The organism is Flavobacterium davisii (assembly GCF_042182265.1).
Classification (GTDB): Bacteria; Bacteroidota; Bacteroidia; order Flavobacteriales; family Flavobacteriaceae; genus Flavobacterium; species Flavobacterium davisii.
Genome location: NZ_CP097869.1, coordinates 3,309,413 through 3,326,393, shown reverse-complemented (window position 1 = coordinate 3,326,393; position 16,981 = coordinate 3,309,413). Strand labels below are relative to the sequence as shown.

The 16,981-nt window shown below is 32.5% G+C and carries 12 protein-coding genes; 4 read left to right on the top strand and 8 right to left on the bottom strand.

Going from position 1 to position 16,981, the window contains the following annotated elements:
* Window positions 1-59 precede the first annotated feature (59 nt).
* Together NAB20_RS14250 and NAB20_RS14245 are read right to left on the bottom strand one after the other, a co-directional pair.
* Window positions 60-878: a DUF4249 domain-containing protein gene (locus NAB20_RS14250; RefSeq protein ID WP_105196066.1), complete on the bottom strand. Its 819-nt coding sequence runs from the start codon at window positions 876-878 to the stop codon at window positions 60-62.
* Between the two features lie 87 nt (window positions 879-965).
* Window positions 966-3,338 carry a TonB-dependent receptor gene (locus NAB20_RS14245; protein WP_105196065.1) on the bottom strand — a complete coding sequence of 791 codons (2,373 nt, stop codon included), beginning with the start codon at window positions 3,336-3,338 and terminating at the stop codon, window positions 966-968.
* A 475-nt stretch (window positions 3,339-3,813) separates the two neighbouring features.
* On the opposite strand from NAB20_RS14245, the gene NAB20_RS14240 reads away from it, so the two are divergent.
* Window positions 3,814-4,419 (top strand): MarR family winged helix-turn-helix transcriptional regulator, encoded by a 606-nt coding sequence (locus tag NAB20_RS14240; protein WP_105196064.1) that lies wholly within the window; start codon window positions 3,814-3,816, stop codon window positions 4,417-4,419.
* 368 nt (window positions 4,420-4,787) lie between these two features.
* On the opposite strand, the gene NAB20_RS14235 is transcribed toward NAB20_RS14240, so the two are convergent.
* The 4 genes from NAB20_RS14235 to rplS form a co-directional block, all read right to left on the bottom strand.
* Entirely contained in the window at window positions 4,788-5,555 is a 768-nt protein-coding gene (locus NAB20_RS14235; RefSeq protein ID WP_164849041.1) for a copper resistance protein NlpE, read from the bottom strand.
* A 387-nt stretch (window positions 5,556-5,942) separates the two neighbouring features.
* Window positions 5,943-8,165 (bottom strand): NADP-dependent isocitrate dehydrogenase, encoded by a 2,223-nt coding sequence (locus NAB20_RS14230; protein WP_375605275.1) that lies wholly within the window; start codon window positions 8,163-8,165, stop codon window positions 5,943-5,945.
* Between the two features lie 484 nt (window positions 8,166-8,649).
* Window positions 8,650-9,027 carry a hypothetical protein gene (locus tag NAB20_RS14225; protein WP_375605274.1) on the bottom strand — a complete coding sequence of 126 codons (378 nt, stop codon included), beginning with the start codon at window positions 9,025-9,027 and terminating at the stop codon, window positions 8,650-8,652.
* An 892-nt stretch (window positions 9,028-9,919) separates the two neighbouring features.
* A complete protein-coding gene (gene rplS / locus NAB20_RS14220) occupies window positions 9,920-10,270 on the bottom strand; it encodes a 50S ribosomal protein L19 (RefSeq protein ID WP_014166550.1) in 351 nt (116 codons plus the stop codon).
* Between the two features lie 695 nt (window positions 10,271-10,965).
* Between rplS and NAB20_RS14215 the strand changes: the two genes are divergently transcribed.
* From NAB20_RS14215 to NAB20_RS14205, 3 genes are all read left to right on the top strand, one after another.
* The gene (locus tag NAB20_RS14215; RefSeq protein ID WP_127822769.1) at window positions 10,966-12,606 is read left to right on the top strand and encodes a hypothetical protein; all 1,641 of its coding nucleotides are present in this window, start codon (window positions 10,966-10,968) and stop codon (window positions 12,604-12,606) included.
* 289 nt (window positions 12,607-12,895) lie between these two features.
* Window positions 12,896-14,503 carry a hypothetical protein gene (locus NAB20_RS14210; RefSeq protein WP_105196058.1) on the top strand — a complete coding sequence of 536 codons (1,608 nt, stop codon included), beginning with the start codon at window positions 12,896-12,898 and terminating at the stop codon, window positions 14,501-14,503.
* Window positions 14,504-14,899: 396 nt separating this feature from the next.
* Complete coding sequence (locus tag NAB20_RS14205; RefSeq protein WP_088392939.1) at window positions 14,900-15,715, top strand: SDR family oxidoreductase; 816 nt, start codon at window positions 14,900-14,902, stop codon at window positions 15,713-15,715.
* Between the two features lie 58 nt (window positions 15,716-15,773).
* Here NAB20_RS14205 and trmD read toward each other — a convergent pair whose 3' ends face one another.
* The gene (gene trmD, locus NAB20_RS14200) at window positions 15,774-16,451 is read right to left on the bottom strand and encodes a tRNA (guanosine(37)-N1)-methyltransferase TrmD (protein WP_088392937.1); all 678 of its coding nucleotides are present in this window, start codon (window positions 16,449-16,451) and stop codon (window positions 15,774-15,776) included.
* A gap of 74 nt (window positions 16,452-16,525) precedes the next feature.
* Entirely contained in the window at window positions 16,526-16,969 is a 444-nt protein-coding gene (locus tag NAB20_RS14195; RefSeq protein ID WP_105196056.1) for a DUF1569 domain-containing protein, read from the bottom strand.
* Window positions 16,970-16,981: the final 12 nt, after the last annotated feature.

Genomic DNA, 16,981 nt, shown 5'->3' with positions numbered 1-16,981 from the left:
TTTACGAAACAAAACTTTATGAAGCAATTGTGATTTTTTGAACAGTCTCTTAATAATCCTTATTTTACTATATAATCTTCAGACGATAGTACGCTTAAATTAAAATAGCCAAAAGGATAACGTTCATTCTGAGTTTCATTAATGATATTTCCACGTAGACTGACAGGAGGAGTGCTAAAAGGACCACCTCCATTTTGTCCTGAAATACTAAGCAGTTTATTCATATAATAAAAATGCTGTTCTGTAATACTTTGGATACTGATTTTTATTTTATCATTAGCTTCTATCTTGTTATAAAAAAGACCAAACATGAGCTTTCCTTGTGAAAATTTATCATCGAGTAATCTATATTCAGGAAAAGGAATTCTGTTATTATCTATTTTAAATAAGTAATAATTCTTCTCATTTCCATTATCTTGAAAAAATCCTTTAATGCGTATCTGGTCTTTGCCATTTATACCTTTTTCATTTTCTTGATTGATTTCAGTAATCTTAGGTGTAGAAAGTAACGTATTACGAGCAGTATAAATATCTCCTTGGTAAATTATTTTTAGCGTATAGGTTTCACCTATTAAAGGAACAAAGTTATTACAAACATAATCAGTAGTACCTGTCACCTGATTAAAATTGTAAACTTCGTTACTTCCATTTTGTATTGTAACAATGGCATTGTTAGCAGGTAAAACATCATTAGAATAAAAATGATTGGTAAGACTAAGTTTAATCGTTTGATTTTGTCCTGTAGTGTTAGGTAACCATTTTAAATTAGCATCAATTACTAATTTTGGATTAGCAGTTTCTAATGGAACATTTATCACATCCTCACAATTTGTAAAGAATAAAATGATGATGCAGCTATATAAAAATATATTTTTCATGTTGTATAAGATTTTAGATCTTCCATAAAAGATTTCTTTTAATAAAAAAAGAAATTATTTTATACTGTGGAAGATATATTGTTTACTTTAAAATTTGAAATTATATGATACCGATGGAATAATCCCAAAAATAGATAATCGAACAGCCTCGTTAATACCCGTATCTTTATTTTGTCTAAAACTAATTGAAGCCGCATTTCTTCTGCTGTATAGATTATAGATACTAAAAACCCATTCTGATTGCCATTTTTTATTTAAATTTTTTCTAGGCTTTAGAGTAGCAGATATGTCCAAACGATGATAAGTAGGTAGTCTGTTTTCATTTCTTAATCCGTAACTAGGAACCACGAGACCTTGGTATACATATTGTCCATTAGGATATGTAATAGGTTGTCCTGATTGAAGCGTGAAATTAGCCCCAAAACGCCACTTTTCATTTAATTTATAAGCTCCTGTAAATACTATATTATGAGTTTTATCATAAGCAGAACGATACCAGTTTCCGTTATTAATCCCCGTTTCTTGGTTATTTCTTCCAGGTGTCTGTTGTTCCGATTTAGACAAAGTATAAGATAGCCAGCCTGTTAAATTACCACTGTTTTTTCGAATTAAAAACTCTAAACCATACGAACGCATTTGCCCGTTTAAAATAACCTGTTCAATAGCCTCATTTGCTATCAAATCGGCCCCATCAATATAATCCATTCTATTCTGAATTTTTTTATAAAAAGTTTCAATCTCTAAAGTATAGACATCATTTTTAAAATTATTAAAATAACCCATAGCTACTTGATCAGCAATTTGAGGTTTAATATAATGATCACTAGGTGTCCAAACATCAAGAGGAGTAGGAGAAGTCGTATTAGAAACCAGTTGTAAGTATTGTACCATACGATTATAGCTCAGTTTTAATGACTGTTCAGGAGTTAATTCGTATGCCATGGCAAAACGAGGTTCTAAATAATTATGAAATGCTATTTTTTGAAATGAACCAAAAGTTTTTTGGTCAATAGGAGTTGCTTTTTCATAAATTTTTAATTCTGGATCAAAAATGACAGGATTATCATTTTTATAATAACGGATGGTAGAATTACCTAAACGATAAAATTGACTATAACGTAACCCGTAAGAAACGTTTATTTTAGAACTTATTTTTTGTTCAACATCTAAATACAGAGCAGGTTCAAAAGCGTACTTTTTATCCAGTTTCTTATATGTTATAGGAGATTTTTCATCTGTAGGTTCAATAACCCCAGGATTAAAATCGCTATAAATGGCATTTAATCCATAATTTAATTTTAATTTATCCGAGATATAATGTTTGAAATCATACTTTATGTTGTAATTTTTGATCCCAGAAGTCCAATTAAAACTAATAAAATCCAATCGGAGACCATAATAATAATCACTATAAATTAAAGAAAGATTAGAAAATAATTTATCGGAATATAAATGATTCCATCTTAAATTCAATGTCGTGTTACCGTAAGTGTTATAAAAAGTATTGTTGAATTCAAATACATCACGACCAAAATAACTAGATAAAAATAAATTGTTGTTACTGTTAAGCTTGTAGTTTAATTTAGCATTTAAATCATAAAAATAAGCAGCATTTTTATTATCGCTTAACTTTAGAAATAAATGTGCATAAGAAGACCTTCCACCCACTAAAAAAGAACCGCGTTCTTTTACAATAGGACCTTCCGCCAAAAGACGACTCGTAATAAGTCCAATACCACCATTGACCGAAAAACGATTACTATTACCATCTTTTTGATAAATATCCAATACAGAAGATGCTCTGCCGCCATATTTTGCAGGAATCCCTCCCTTGTAAAGTTTTAAATCCTTAATTGCATCTGGATTAAATACAGAAAAGAACCCAAAAACATGAGAAGCATTATATACAGTAGCTTCATCTAATAAAACTAAGTTTTGGTCAGCTCCACCACCTCGAACATTAAAACCAGACTGCCCTTCTCCTGCATTTGTAACACCAGGTAATGATAAAAGAGATTTGATTACATCTACTTCCCCTAATACAGCAGGCATCTGTTTAATCGTTTGAATGTTTAACTTATTAACACTCATTTCAGGTTTGCGTATATTGGCTTTTTGCTTAGTGTCAGTTATTAGAATTTCCTTTAATTGTTTGTTTTCTTCTTCCAATTGAAAATTTAGTTTTAAATCGCCCTTTAACTCAAATTTTTGGCGTTCTGCTTTAAAACCAACAGAACTGACAATCAAATTATAAGTTCCTTCTGGTAATGTAATAGAAAAAAAACCATATTCATTAGTAAAAGAAGTTATAGAAGTCCCTTCAACCTGTAAGTTTACACCAATTATAGTTTCATTCGTTTTAGCTTCAGATATAACACCGCTGATGGTAAATTTTTGTTGACTAAAAAGAAATGGACTGTGCAGAATAAGAAATAAGAGGAATATGCTTTTTAAATTCATTGTATGTTTGTTTTTTAATTTTTAAATAGTTAGACTCTTTTTTTAGATCAAATTTACCAAAATATTACCATTCCACTATGATTTAAATTAGTTTTAAAAAAAACAAAGATTTCGTTCCGTTTTATATTAATTATCTTTTTTAAAGAGAGATAGTTAATATAAATAATAAGCTATATAATATAGATAAAAGGATAAATAAGATGAAAAGACATAGGATTTTTTTATAGATGCAGTCCTATTATGTTAAATATCAAAAAAATACTTCTTTTATATTTCATCTGTAATAGATATACATCTTATGTTTAATTTATTTGAGTTTAATATAGCATTTGGATTTATAAGAAAGAATATGAAATTAAACAAAATACCCTATTTAATATTCATAAAAAAAGTTCCTAGTTAATTTTATGATTTTATGTGAGAATTAAAAAAATAGTATTGTTAATTTTGTCAAAAATCCCTGAATTACTTAATTATGAAGAGCATTTTTGATTTAAATAATCAGAATTTAGGTGTCGATGGAAAAATTATGGCAGCTTTAGATAAATTGGCATCCATACAGCGTTATTTAATTTGGGAACAATCAAAAAAGAAAGGATTGAGCCCTATTCAAATTCAATTGCTAATTTTTTTAAAACATCACAGATCTGAACAAGCAACAGTAAGTTATCTAGCAAAAGAATTTCATGTAACGAAACCTACAATTAGTGACGCAGTAAAGATACTATTTCAAAAAAAGTTAGTTGTTAAAAAAGAGAATGCTACAGATGCTCGTAGTTATGCTTTAAAAATCACAGAAGAAGGAGAAATCATTGTTCAAGAAACAGAAAGTTTTACACGTCCCTTACAAAATATTTTAAGACTTGAAGAACCAAACAAAAAAGAACAAGTATGGGAATTATTATCAAATTTACTTTTTCAATTAAAAAAAATAGATATTATATCTGTTAATCGCATGTGTTTTAGCTGTCAATTTTATACTAAAAAAGAAGAAGGACACCATTGTAACTTGATGTCTAAAATTTTAGAATCAGTAGAAATTCGAATGGATTGCCCAGAGCATATTGAAAAAATAGAATAATAGAGAACTCTTTTAAAATCAAAAAGAACTAAAATTTGGAATGAAAAATTTTCGCTTCAGACAAAAAAAGTTTAACCCATATTCCATATTAGACTTCGTTGTGAAACAAAAAAAATGATAAATTCAAATGCTCACGGAAAATTTTAGAAGATCAAATAGTCAACTATTTCGATGAATAAGATTAGAGTACGTGCTTAAATTTGAAGAAAAATAAAGTGGAATAGATTTACTTCGTCTATTCGCTACGCTCGGGTCTAATGAAAAAATGGGGTTTAATCCAATAGGAAAGAGAGGAGCGAACGATAAAGCGTATTACTTTATAGCTAAATGATTAACTCCTCTCTCTAGTATTTGTTTTAGCCGATGGCTTATTTCTTCCAATATTCACCTGCTAAACTTCCACCGCCACCACAGAAGAAATTCAACGCTAGACGATCATCAAATTTAGATGTAAAAATTTCAGCAGATGTTTTATCTTTAAATAAAATAGTCATAGTACCTTTTAAATCTTTATTGATTTTGTTTAATTCCAAATCAATTTGATTGTTAATTAATTGGCCTTTTCCTTCAAAAGTACAACCTTTAGGAGCTCCAGTAAAGGAAACTTTTACATTGTAAATGCTGTCGTTATCGGCTTTTAATTCTAAAATTTGGTTGTAACCTTTGCCTGATTGTTCAGTATGATAAATCCCGTTTAATTCTGCCGTAGTGTATACTGCTGTTTTTTCGAAGATATAATTTTTACTTAACTCACCAGTTACTTCTTTTTTATCCTTATTTAGCATTACCAATGTATTATTTGGTTTTACAGCATAATACTCATTAGAAGAATTTTCGATTTTGACTTCAATGATATCATTGTTTTTTGTCCAAGTACCGTATTCATTTAATGAAGTATCATCACTATCCAAATACATAGTACTTTTAGCAACTTTACCATCGTTTTTGAAAGTAATGTGGGTGTAAATACCAGGGCAATCAGCGCAAGGCGTTGTGCCGCTGTACATACCCGTAAAGTTGTTGCTAACATCGTTTGTTTGTTCTTGTGGAGCTGGAGTAGCTCCTGTTTCATTTTTTTTACAGTTAGTAAATAATACAAATCCAGTAGATAAAAGGATTAAAGCGATTTTTTTCATAATTTGATTAAGATATTTAATTTTTATTATCCAATAATCTTGCCAATATTTCCTCATTCTGTATATAAATTATGACAAAGGTGTCTAAAGGCAGTAAATTAACCTATTTATAGTTTGTTATTTTGATAACAAGAGAAAACGGCTTCTTCTAAAATTTTGTTTCACAATGAATTCTAATATAAAAACTAAATTCAAATGATTACGTCCTTTTAGGACAACCTAATCGAGGACACAAAACAGCCTACTTTTTAGATTTAAAGTCGTTTTTATTTGTAATAAAATTTTAACGCGTAATCTGGTTCGAAAAATAGTAGCAATGCAAGAGAAATCACTTTGTTAATTCGTGGAGTGAATAATTAAAAAAAGCGACCCAAAGGTCGCTCTATATTAATTTAATTTAGCTAAAATACTATTTAAAGTCTCACTCGGACGCATTGCCTTGTCAGTCAATTCAAAAGAAGGTTGGTAGTAACCTTTAATCTCTTGTGCTTTTCCTTGAGAAGCAATTAACTCCGCGTCAATTTTAGCTTCGTTGGCAGTCATTTCCGCTGCAATTGGAGCAAAAGTAGCTTTTAAATCAGCATCTTTCGATTGATTTGCTAAAGCTTGTGCCCAGTATAACGACAGGTAGAAGTGTGATCCTCTGTTGTCAATTTCACCCACTTTACGTGCAGGCGATTTGTCGTTAGCTAAGAATAAAGCATTTGCTTCATCTAAAGTATCGGCTAAAATTTGTGCTTTTGCGTTGTTTTGTGTTTGTGCTAAATGCTCTAAAGAAGCTTGTAACGCTAAGAATTCTCCTAAAGAATCCCAACGTAAATAACCTTCTTCCACGAATTGCTCTACGTGTTTAGGAGCCGAACCTCCTGCACCAGTTTCAAATAAACCACCGCCATTCATTAAAGGCACGATAGATAACATTTTAGCCGAAGTTCCTAATTCTAAAATAGGGAACAAATCGGTTAAATAGTCACGTAATACGTTACCTGAAACAGAGATAGTGTCTTTTCCTTCACGGATTCTTCTTAACGTTTCTGTCATGGCGTCTTTTACATCCATAATACGAATGTCAAGACCTGTCGTATCGTGGTTTTGTAAATATTTCTCTACCTTTTGAATCATTTGGCTATCGTGAGCACGACCTTTATCTAACCAGAAAATAGCTGGAGTGTCAGATAAACGCGCTCTTGTTACGGCTAACTTAACCCAATCTTGAATAGGAGCATCTTTGGTTTGACACATTCTGAAAATGTCGCCAGCTTCTACTTTTTGAGTCAATAAAACGTTTCCGTTTTCATCTTCTACATTTACAATACCGTTAGCATCGATTTGGAATGTTTTATCGTGCGAACCGTATTCTTCCGCTTTTTGCGCCATTAAACCAACGTTAGGAACAGTTCCCATTGTTTTTGGGTCTAAAGCACCGTTAGCAATCATATCATCTACAACCGCTTGGTAAAAACCTGCATAGGTACGGTCTGGGATAATACAAACCGTATCTTCTTCTTTACCTTCCTTGTTCCACATTTTACCGCCACTACGCGCTAATGCTGCCATCGAAGCATCTACAATCACATCTGAAGAAACGTGGAAGTTCGTGATACCTTTATCCGAGTTTACCATAGCGACACGCGGTCCGTTTGCTAATGCCGTATCAATAGCCGATTTGATTTCAGCTTCTTGAGCGTGACCCGCAATTTTAGCGTATAAATCTTGTAAACCGTTGTTAGGATTAATATCTAATGATTTGAATGTATCCGCATAAGTGGCAAAAACATCGGCGAAGAAAGTTTCTACGATAGCACCAAAAATAATGGGGTCGGAAACCTTCATCATCGTCGCTTTTAAGTGCGCCGATAACAATACGTTTTTCTCTTTCGCTTCGGCAATAGCTTCTTTTACAAAAGCTTTCAAAGCCGAAAGATTCATTACCGAAGAGTCGATAACTTCACCTGCTTTTAAAGGAGAAAAATCTTTTAAAACTTTTGATGCACCATCAGCACCATTGAAAACGATACGGAATTTACCTGCATTTTCTATTGTAGTTGAAGTTTCCGTTCCGTAGAAGTCGCCAGCATTCATGTGCGCCACCGAAGTTTTGCTATCTGATGCCCAAACGCCCATACGGTGCGGATTAGCTTTCGCATAGTTTTTAACTGCTTTAGGAGCACGACGGTCCGAGTTTCCTTCACGTAACACAGGATTCACCGCCGAACCTAATACTTTAGCATATTTAGCTTTGATGTTTTTTTCTTCGTCGTTTTGTGGCTCTTCTGGGAAGTTAGGCACAGCAAAACCATGCGCTTGTAACTCAGCAATCGCTTCTTTTAATTGTACGATAGAAGCCGAAATGTTGGGTAGCTTAATGATGTTTGCCTCAGGTGTAGTAGCCAATTCTCCTAGTTCTGTCAAAGTATCAGCAATGCGTTGCTCGGCTGTTAAAAACTCAGGGAAATTAGCTAAAATACGTCCTGCCAAAGAGATATCGCGAATTTGGATATCAATATTAGCCGATTTGGTAAACGCTTGTACTATAGGTAAAAACGAATGGGTAGCCAGCATAGGAGCTTCATCCGTTAAGGTGTAATGAATCGTTGATTTATTAGACATTATATGGTATGTTTTATTTTCGAACACAAATATAAGAAAATCAGCCCGAAATCTTTTTTGAAATTAGGGGCTAAGGTTGATTTTTATGAATTTGAAAATTAGGGGAGGGGTAAAATGTGATTTTGGGAAAATTATAGGGGAGAGTTTAGGAGTTTGTATGTTTATAAGTTTATGAGTTTATTTGTTTCAGGTTTCAAGTAGCGGTTAAAGGGTGCTTTTCGGAGCTATTGCCTAATGGCTCTTCACTCTTCACTCTTTTCTGAATTCTAAATTCAAGTTGTGGTTTGGGTGAATACTTAGTACAATTCCCTAATGCCTTTGTGCTAATTTCTCTTGTTGTTACCAAAAGTATGTTTTTAGGATCGTCCCCTTGAAGGGACTATAGGGGTGTTGAATATTAGTTAAAGATAATAGTTTACAAGTACAAAACAAACTTTAAATAAGCCTTTAACCGCCATATTGCCAAACTGCCAGTTGTATGCCGTTACTCTATTTTTCCAAATTTTTTAAAAAAATCATTTCTTCCTTTGTCATTATAAACATATAAATTGGAAAAATTATTTTCTAAATCGCCTTTTAATTTATTGAAATTTGAGCCAGTAAATTTTTCTAAATCGTTTTTGTTCACATTAATTGAATATGTTTTTGATTTGTAAGGTAAAATAATTTTGACAGCATTTATGTAATCAAGTTTAGTCATAATTTTTACTGAACCATCAATTAATGCTTTTTCAATTGCATTTCCACTCTCCCAATAAGCATCTAAATCATTTTCAGTTAAACCAGATTGCGGATTCAATTCTTTATATTCAGCAAAATTTTTAACATAGTTAATTATTGCTTTTCCATCATTTAGTTCCACACTTTTTATACTTCCGCCAGCTCTCAATCTTGAAGATTCGGTTTCTAATTTTTCAAGATTTGCATCTTTTGATAATGTGTTTTCAACTTTTTCTGTGTTTTCTGCTTCATTTTTGGAATTTCCACAACTAAATTAAAGAAATGGAAAGAATAACAATTGCTAAAATGCGATTTAGGTTTTTCATATTAGTTTAATTTATTTTTAAGTTTTTTTTGCTAATGGCATACAACTCACAAATATACGCAACACATTTTTATTTGTATAAATAGTTTTATCTATAAACTATGGCTTTGTAATAATTTCAAAATAAAGGAGATTCTTTTTAGTTTATCATTACTAATAACGAAAAAATGAATTATAAAAATTCACAGAATACCATGTTTTCAATAAAATAGCTTAACGTTTTAATCTTGTTTTAGACGCTTCGTACCTCAGCGTGACATACTGGGAGGATAATGGTTGAAAATTTGTTTAGCGGTAGTTGGTTTTAAGTATCTATGTCATTCGGTAGCTGTTTTTTTACCACAGCTTTGATAACAATTCGTGCCCATTCATGAAATTCTTCTAATCACAATGTTTATCTGTGTCATCAGTGATCCTCTGTGTTTTATTTTAAAATTAAATTGTTCTGTATTGGGTGTAATTTGTGTTAGTTGAAAGTTTTACACCCCTATAGTCCCCTCAAGGGGACAATCCTAATAAAGAAAGTTTTAGGTATTTATGTGGGTTTTGAAATTGTTATTGATACTTGCAATTGCAATTTTTTTTAGCCACAGACTCACAGATTTGATAACAATTCGTAATAGCACAATGCTCATCTGTGTTTAGTTCTAGGTTTTCCTAAAAATAAAAAAGCCCCGAATTTCGGAGCTTTCTATTGGTTAAAGAAAGATTATTTACGGCTTTCTTTGATTTTAGCTTTCTTACCAGTAAGGTTTCTGAAGTAGAAGATACGAGCTCTACGAACTTTACCTTTTTGGTTAACTTCGATTTTTTGTAACGCTGGCATGTTGATAGGGAAGATACGCTCAACACCTACAGCTCCTGACATTTTACGGATTGTAAAAGTCTCAGTTGCACCAGTACCTCTTCTTTGGATTACTACTCCTTTGAAGAACTGAGTTCTTGTTTTTTCACCCTCTTTAATTTCATAGTACACAGTGATAGTATCACCTGCCTTGAATGAAGGAAAATCATTTTTTGCAACTAATTCGTTGTTTACGAAATCTAATAAACTTGACATTTTTATAGAAATTATAAGTTAAAACCTGAGCAACATGCACGATTCTCGCCAGAGGTTGGTCAAATTAGAGCGCAAAGATAATTATTATGTTTTAAAATGACAATTCTATTTATAAAGAATTTGTTTTCAATATATTTTGAAATGTATTGATGTGAGGTTGATTAATTTAATGATTAAAGTCCAATTAGACCTTCTATTTTTACTTACTGATAAAGATAACGTTGGGTCTAACGCAGATCCCGTATTAAACTTTGTGCTGAAGATGAAAAGGCAAAGGAAATAAAGATATACGGCAATTTTTTACTGTAGATGTGGAAGAAAAGGTATAATTTAATCTGTTCTTTGTCTCTTCGATCAGAGGGAGAAGTCATATTATCCATAATTATTTATGTCTTTTCTCGTTGTATACAGGATAGATTATGTATTTTTAAGACAATCTAATTGAGAGTAAAAAAGGATATTTTTAGATTCAAAGGTCTTTATTATTTGTAATAAATTCTTAATGAATAATCCAGGTTTGATACAGAATTTGAGTTGAAAAAAAGGGGGCTAAAATTTACGGATCTAACCAATTAAATTGTGGTTTTTTTTATATATTATTGATAGATAGGTTGATATGTTGTTAAATATTGTTTTTTTTTACGTGTTTTATGATATGAAAAAGTATTTTTGTGGTATAATTTAAAAATTGCTATATGTATACAAAATTACTTAAAACATTATTATTGTTTATTTCAATCTGTTCTTTCGGTCAAGTAGGAATAGGAACAGAGTCTCCTAGAGGAGCATTGGAGATAAATTCTCCAACCAATGGTTTTTTACCTCCTCAAGTAGCTTTAACTTCTTCAAATTTATCAGCTCCAGTAGTTAATCCGCAAGGAGGAGGCGCACCTGTAGCAGGTACTATTGTATATAATACGGCAACGACAGGAACAGCTCCTAATAATGTGGTACCAGGTTTTTATTACTGGAATGGATCCAGTTGGTTGTTGTTAACAAGTCAGGCTACTTCAGGTTCTTCTCAGTGGACATTAACAGGTAATGCAGGTACCTCTGCGTCAACTAATTTTGTGGGTACTACAGATGCTGTTGATTTTGTAACCCGTACTAATAATACCGAAAGTATGAGAGTTACAAGTGCAGGCAATGTAGGGATTGGGTCTAATAGCCCATTAAGTAAACTTCAAGTTAACAATGGAGGAGCGGCAGTAAGTGGAATTTCGGTAAGAGCTTTAGCTGATTGGGACGCTGTTTCTATCTCTCATGATGGGAATACAGGTTATATTAACGCTGCGGGTGTTGAAAACGGTCTTGCTTTTAGAACCAATTCAACGGCATCAGGAGATTATTTGTCCAATGCTTATACAGAACGAATGCGATTGTTGAATAATGGGAATCTAGGAATCGGAACGGATTCTCCAGCAGCTAGACTCGATGTTTCGGCGGGGGTTACAGGAGTTCAAACCGTTTTGAATACGACGGGTAATATTAATGATTTTTTCCAATATAATGTTCAAAATACCAGTACTGGTAATAAGGCTCAGAGTGGGTATTCTGCTACAGCTAATAATGGTACGGCTACTACAGGTTTTGCTTGGATGGGGATTAATAATTCAGGATTTAATTTTCCTACGGCTTATAACATCGGAGGAGCAAATGATGTGTCTTATATAGGAAGTGGACAAGATATGCACATAGCCAATGCAAACAATACAAAATCTATAATTTTTTCTACAGGAACAGCTTCAACTCCTTTTTTTAATGAAAGAATGAGGATTACAAATGCAGGAAATGTAGGAATAGGAACTAATAATCCTACAACAAAATTACATATCAGTAGTACTACTTCTCCAGCATTAAGAATCGCGGATGGAACTGAAGGAAGTGGCAAAATGCTTGTTTCAGATGCAAATGGTAATGCAACTTGGCAATCAAGTAATCTGCCTTTAATTTCCGCATTTCAAGGTATGGTAATACCTATATGTGCTAATGTATCTGTTAATTCAACGGGTTCTTTTACAACAACTATAAGTGGAGTAAATACTACTGTAACTTGGACTGTTTTGTCAAAGCAAACTTCTAGTGCAAGCTTTCCGATATATGCAGAAAGATTGCAGGTTAGATATAATTTTTCGCCACAATTACCATTTGTTCCAAAAGGAATTATATTTAACGCGCTTAATAATAGTGGATATCCCGATACGTTTTCTTTAAATTATGCGGCAAAATCGCAATCTTCTATTACGGTTAATATAACAAGAAATGACACCCTTGGAAATGGAGCAGTATCTTGCTGGGCAGGTCAGTTTTATTTTGATGTTATGGTTATGAATTAAATTATAAAAACAGCTTTATTGGCTGTTTTTATATAGTTATTTAAAATAAACAAGTTGTTACTTTTCTTGAAAAAGGAAATAAAAGTTGAACTGAATTAAAGCGAAAGAGATGTTGAAAATAAAGAATAGGTTCTTTTTTTGTAATACTTTACTTATGTAATGTGTTCATTGATAGTTTTTTGTGTTTTATAAGGTTAAAATTAAAATGATTTGATGTGTTTTTATTGAAATATGTATATGTCATAATTTTTAATGGTTATTTTTGTGAAATATTAAAAAAAATAAATGTATGGGCATAAGATTGTTTAAAACGTTGTTTTGTTTGTTTGTTTCAGCTTATTCTTTCGGTCAAGTAGGAATAGGAACAGAGTTTCCTAGAGGGGCATTAGATATAAGCTCTTCTACGAATGGTTTTTTACCTCCTCAAGTAGCTTTAACCTCTTCAAATTTATCAGCTCCAGTAGTTAATCCGCAAGGAGGAGGTGCACCTGTAGCAGGTACTATTGTATATAATACAGCAACCACAGGGACAGCTCCTAATAATGTGGTGCCAGGTTTTTATTACTGGAATGGATCCAGTTGGTTGTTGTTAACAAGTCAGGCTACTTCAGGTTCTTCTCAGTGGACATTAACAGGTAATGCAGGTACCTCTGCGTCAACTAATTTTGTGGGTACTACAGATGCTGTTGATTTTGTAACCCGTACTAATAATACAGAAAGTATGAGAGTTACAAGTGCAGGCAATGTAGGGATTGGGTCTAATAGTCCATTAAGTAAACTTCAAGTTAACAATGGAGGAGCGACAGTAAGTGGAATTTCGGTAAGAGCTTTAGCTGATTGGGACGCTGTTTCTATCTCTCATGATGGGAATACAGGTTATATTAACGCTGCGGGTGTTGAAAACGGCCTTGCTTTTAGAACCAATTCAACGGCATCAGGAGATTATTTGTCCAATGCTTATACAGAACGAATGCGATTGTTGAATAATGGGAATCTAGGAATCGGAACAGCTTCTCCTACAACTAAACTTGATGTTTCGGCGGGTGTTACAGGAGTTCAAACAGTCGTAAATGCTACAGGTAATATTAATGATTTTTTACAATATAATGTTCAAAATACCAGTACAGGTACTCAGGCTCAGAGTGGGTATTCTGCCACAGCTAATAATGGTACGGCTACTACGGGTTTTGTCTGGATGGGGATTAATAATTCAGGATTTAATTTTCCTACGGCTTATAACATCGGAGGAGCAAATGACGTGTCTTATATAGGAAGTGGACAAGATATGCACATAGCCAATGCAAACAATACAAAATCTATAATTTTTTCTACAGGAACAGCTTCAACCCCTTTTTTTAATGAAAGAATGAGGATTACAAATGCAGGAAATGTAGGAATAGGGACAGCAACACCTTCCAGAAGATTAGAACTTAATTCAGGTGCTTTAATGACTCCTCCAATTCGCTTAACACAGCAAAGAGCCAGTGTTTCGGCAACATCTACAACAGGTGATGGAACAAAAAATTTGGTAGTTGATAATAATGGAGATTTAGTTACAAAAGTAAATGAAAAAAGATATACGCCTAATACATGTACGTGTGCAGGCGCATTTCCATACACTTTGCCTGCTGATTTAACAACTTATGAAGAGTACGATGCAAATTGGTCAGGAAATAGTCAATCTAATACGACTTTAGCCGATTTTATACTTCCAACAGTTGCTAATGCTATTACAGCAGGACATAAATATGGTGATGTAGTAGTAATTCATAGAGGATCTGCTTATAATGTAGTCATAGGAACTACGAATACGAATCTTTCAAGTGTACTTAGTTTAGCACCAAATACTTCGGTTGGTTTTGCATTAGGAATAGATAAGTGGTACAGAGCTTTTTAAAGAAAAATACGTACCTGTTTTTATACCTATTAATACTTTGAGTGATTTTGTTAGACTCTTTTCTTAAAGGAAATTTGTAAATCACTCAAAGTAATAATTTTCTTCTTAATTATATTTCGGAATAAGATGAAAAGGCAAAAAAATATGCGCAGAAATTTTTCTTGCAGACGAGGCTGCCAAAAACTTTAATTTAGCATCTTGTTTGTCACTTCGATGAAAGGAAGGAGTCAGATTATCAATATTGTGTTATTTCTCTTGTCATATACATGATAAGATTGTGAACTTTTAAGATAAGCTAATTGAGGATAAGATGTGCTTTTTTAGATTCAAAGATCTTTTATTTGAAATAAATTTCTAACGTGCAATCTGAGGTTAATTCATAATAAAGAAATAGTAATGTCAAAAATATCATTTAAAAACAAGAAAGTGCTTATTACAGGAGGAGCCTCTGGTATAGGTAAGATAATGGTTAGAAAAGCGTTAGAGCGTGGTGCATCCGAATTAATCGTGTGGGATATAAATGAAGAAGGATTAAAAACTTTAAAAAAAGACCTAATAACCTTTGAGGCTAGATTAAAAGTTTATACCATTGATTTATCTAATATACAAGAGTTAATGGTATTGGCGGATCAGATAAAACAAGAAATAGGTGTAATAGATATATTAATTAATAATGCAGGGATCATAGTTGGTAAGTATTTTTTAGATCATACGGCTAATGAAATATCTCGTACTTTATTGGTTAATACGGAGGCACTTATGCAGATTACCTTAACATTCTTGCCAGGTATGTTGGCTCAAAATTTTGGAGCTATTTGTAACATAGCTTCATCAGCAGGATTGGTGTCAAGTCCTAAAATGTCCGTTTATGTAGCTTCTAAGTGGGCAATTGTTGGATGGAGTGATAGTATTCGGTTAGAATTATTACAACAAAAAAAAGAAGTTGCGGTAACGACTATCATGCCATATTATATTAATACAGGTATGTTTGATGGAGTTCGATCTAGGTTATTACCTATATTAGAGCCAGAAAGAGTTGCTGAAAAAATTATACTAGCTATAGAAAAAAGAACGCGAATGCTAGCAATGCCATTGCCTTATTGGTTTATTCGTTTAGCTCAAGGTCTTTTTCCATTATCTATCTATGAGTGGATTATGGGGAAGATATTTGGAATTTATGATGCTATGAATGATTTTAAAGGGAAAAAATAGATAAATAATGCTTTGTGAAACTTAAAAATAAAAAGAGTTCACAAAGCATTTATTGTTATTAATCTTCTAAAAGATCAGGTCTTCTGTTTTTAGTATGTTCGTATGCTTTTTCTTCTCGCCATCTGTCTATATTAGCTTGATGTCCACTAAGTAAAACATCCGGTACCTTCATTCCGTTATATTCAGCAGGACGCGTATAGATAGGAGGAGAAAGTAAATTATCTTGAAAGCTATCTGTTAAAGCGGAAGTTTCATTGCTTAAAACTCCTGGGATTAAACGAATAAGAGCATCACATAAGACAATAGCGCCAATTTCACCACCACTCAAAACATAATCTCCTATAGAAATTTCCTTTGTAATATGTAAATCGCGTACACGTTGATCGACTCCTTTATAATGACCACAAAGAATCATAATGTTTTCATACATAGACATTTTGTTGGCTAAAGGTTGACGTAGCGTTTCTCCGTCAGGCGTCATGTAAATAACTTCATCATAAGTTCGCTCCTCTTTTAATTTGGAAATACATTTATCAATCGGTTCTATCATCATTACCATACCAGCACCACCTCCAAATTGATAATCGTCTACACTACGACGTTTATCCGTAGTGTAATCTCTCAAGTTATGAAAATAAACCTCTACTAATCCTTTTTGGATGGCTCTTTTCATGATAGATCCTTCAAAAGGACTTTGCATAAGTTCTGGTAGAACAGTTATAATGTCAATACGCATTTTGTAATTCAAAAAGTTAAAAACAGCAAAGTTACAAAGTTTCTATTAACTTTAGAAGGTACTTTCTTATTGCATTATACTCCAAATTGTTTTAGGTGATGGTCTAGATGATTCCATTGAAGTTTATTCCAATCTTCATTTGATAATTTACCCCAAAAAGGATGCTGTCTGAGTTGGATAATCTTAGTTCCTTTTTGAAAATTTCTTGTTTTTTGAATTAATTCTAATTTTGTTTTTTCAAAATCATATTTTTCTTTAAAAATAAAAGAAGGAGCGGTAGGACTATTCTTTTTAAATTCGTTTGTTAACACTCTTTTTTTTATTAATCGGCCTAATAAACCCATAAAAAAAGGGATTTTTAAAACTAAATCGCCTGTAGCAACATCTATTGGAGCAATGCAATGTTTCATCATCTGATCTACTGTCATTTTGCCCCATAAAGGTTGTTTTTCAGGAGTTAGTTTTTCAATACGACTTATTAATTCTTCATTGTCTGAAGGAATGAATATATTTTTCATTAACTATAGTTT

Bases quoted from the DNA above. Each gene is read 5' to 3' on its own strand.
- NAB20_RS14250 (WP_105196066.1), bottom strand. From the start codon at position 878: ATGAAAAATATATTTTTATATAGCTGCATCATCATTTTATTCTTTACA.
- NAB20_RS14245 (WP_105196065.1), bottom strand. From the start codon at position 3,338: ATGAATTTAAAAAGCATATTCCTCTTATTTCTTATTCTGCACAGTCCA.
- NAB20_RS14240 (WP_105196064.1), top strand. From the start codon at position 3,814: ATGAAGAGCATTTTTGATTTAAATAATCAGAATTTAGGTGTCGATGGA.
- NAB20_RS14235 (WP_164849041.1), bottom strand. From the start codon at position 5,555: ATGAAAAAAATCGCTTTAATCCTTTTATCTACTGGATTTGTATTATTT.
- NAB20_RS14230 (WP_375605275.1), bottom strand. From the start codon at position 8,165: ATGTCTAATAAATCAACGATTCATTACACCTTAACGGATGAAGCTCCT.
- rplS (WP_014166550.1), bottom strand. From the start codon at position 10,270: ATGTCAAGTTTATTAGATTTCGTAAACAACGAATTAGTTGCAAAAAAT.
- NAB20_RS14215 (WP_127822769.1), top strand. From the start codon at position 10,966: ATGTATACAAAATTACTTAAAACATTATTATTGTTTATTTCAATCTGT.
- NAB20_RS14210 (WP_105196058.1), top strand. From the start codon at position 12,896: ATGGGCATAAGATTGTTTAAAACGTTGTTTTGTTTGTTTGTTTCAGCT.
- NAB20_RS14205 (WP_088392939.1), top strand. From the start codon at position 14,900: ATGTCAAAAATATCATTTAAAAACAAGAAAGTGCTTATTACAGGAGGA.
- trmD (WP_088392937.1), bottom strand. From the start codon at position 16,451: ATGCGTATTGACATTATAACTGTTCTACCAGAACTTATGCAAAGTCCT.
- NAB20_RS14195 (WP_105196056.1), bottom strand. From the start codon at position 16,969: ATGAAAAATATATTCATTCCTTCAGACAATGAAGAATTAATAAGTCGT.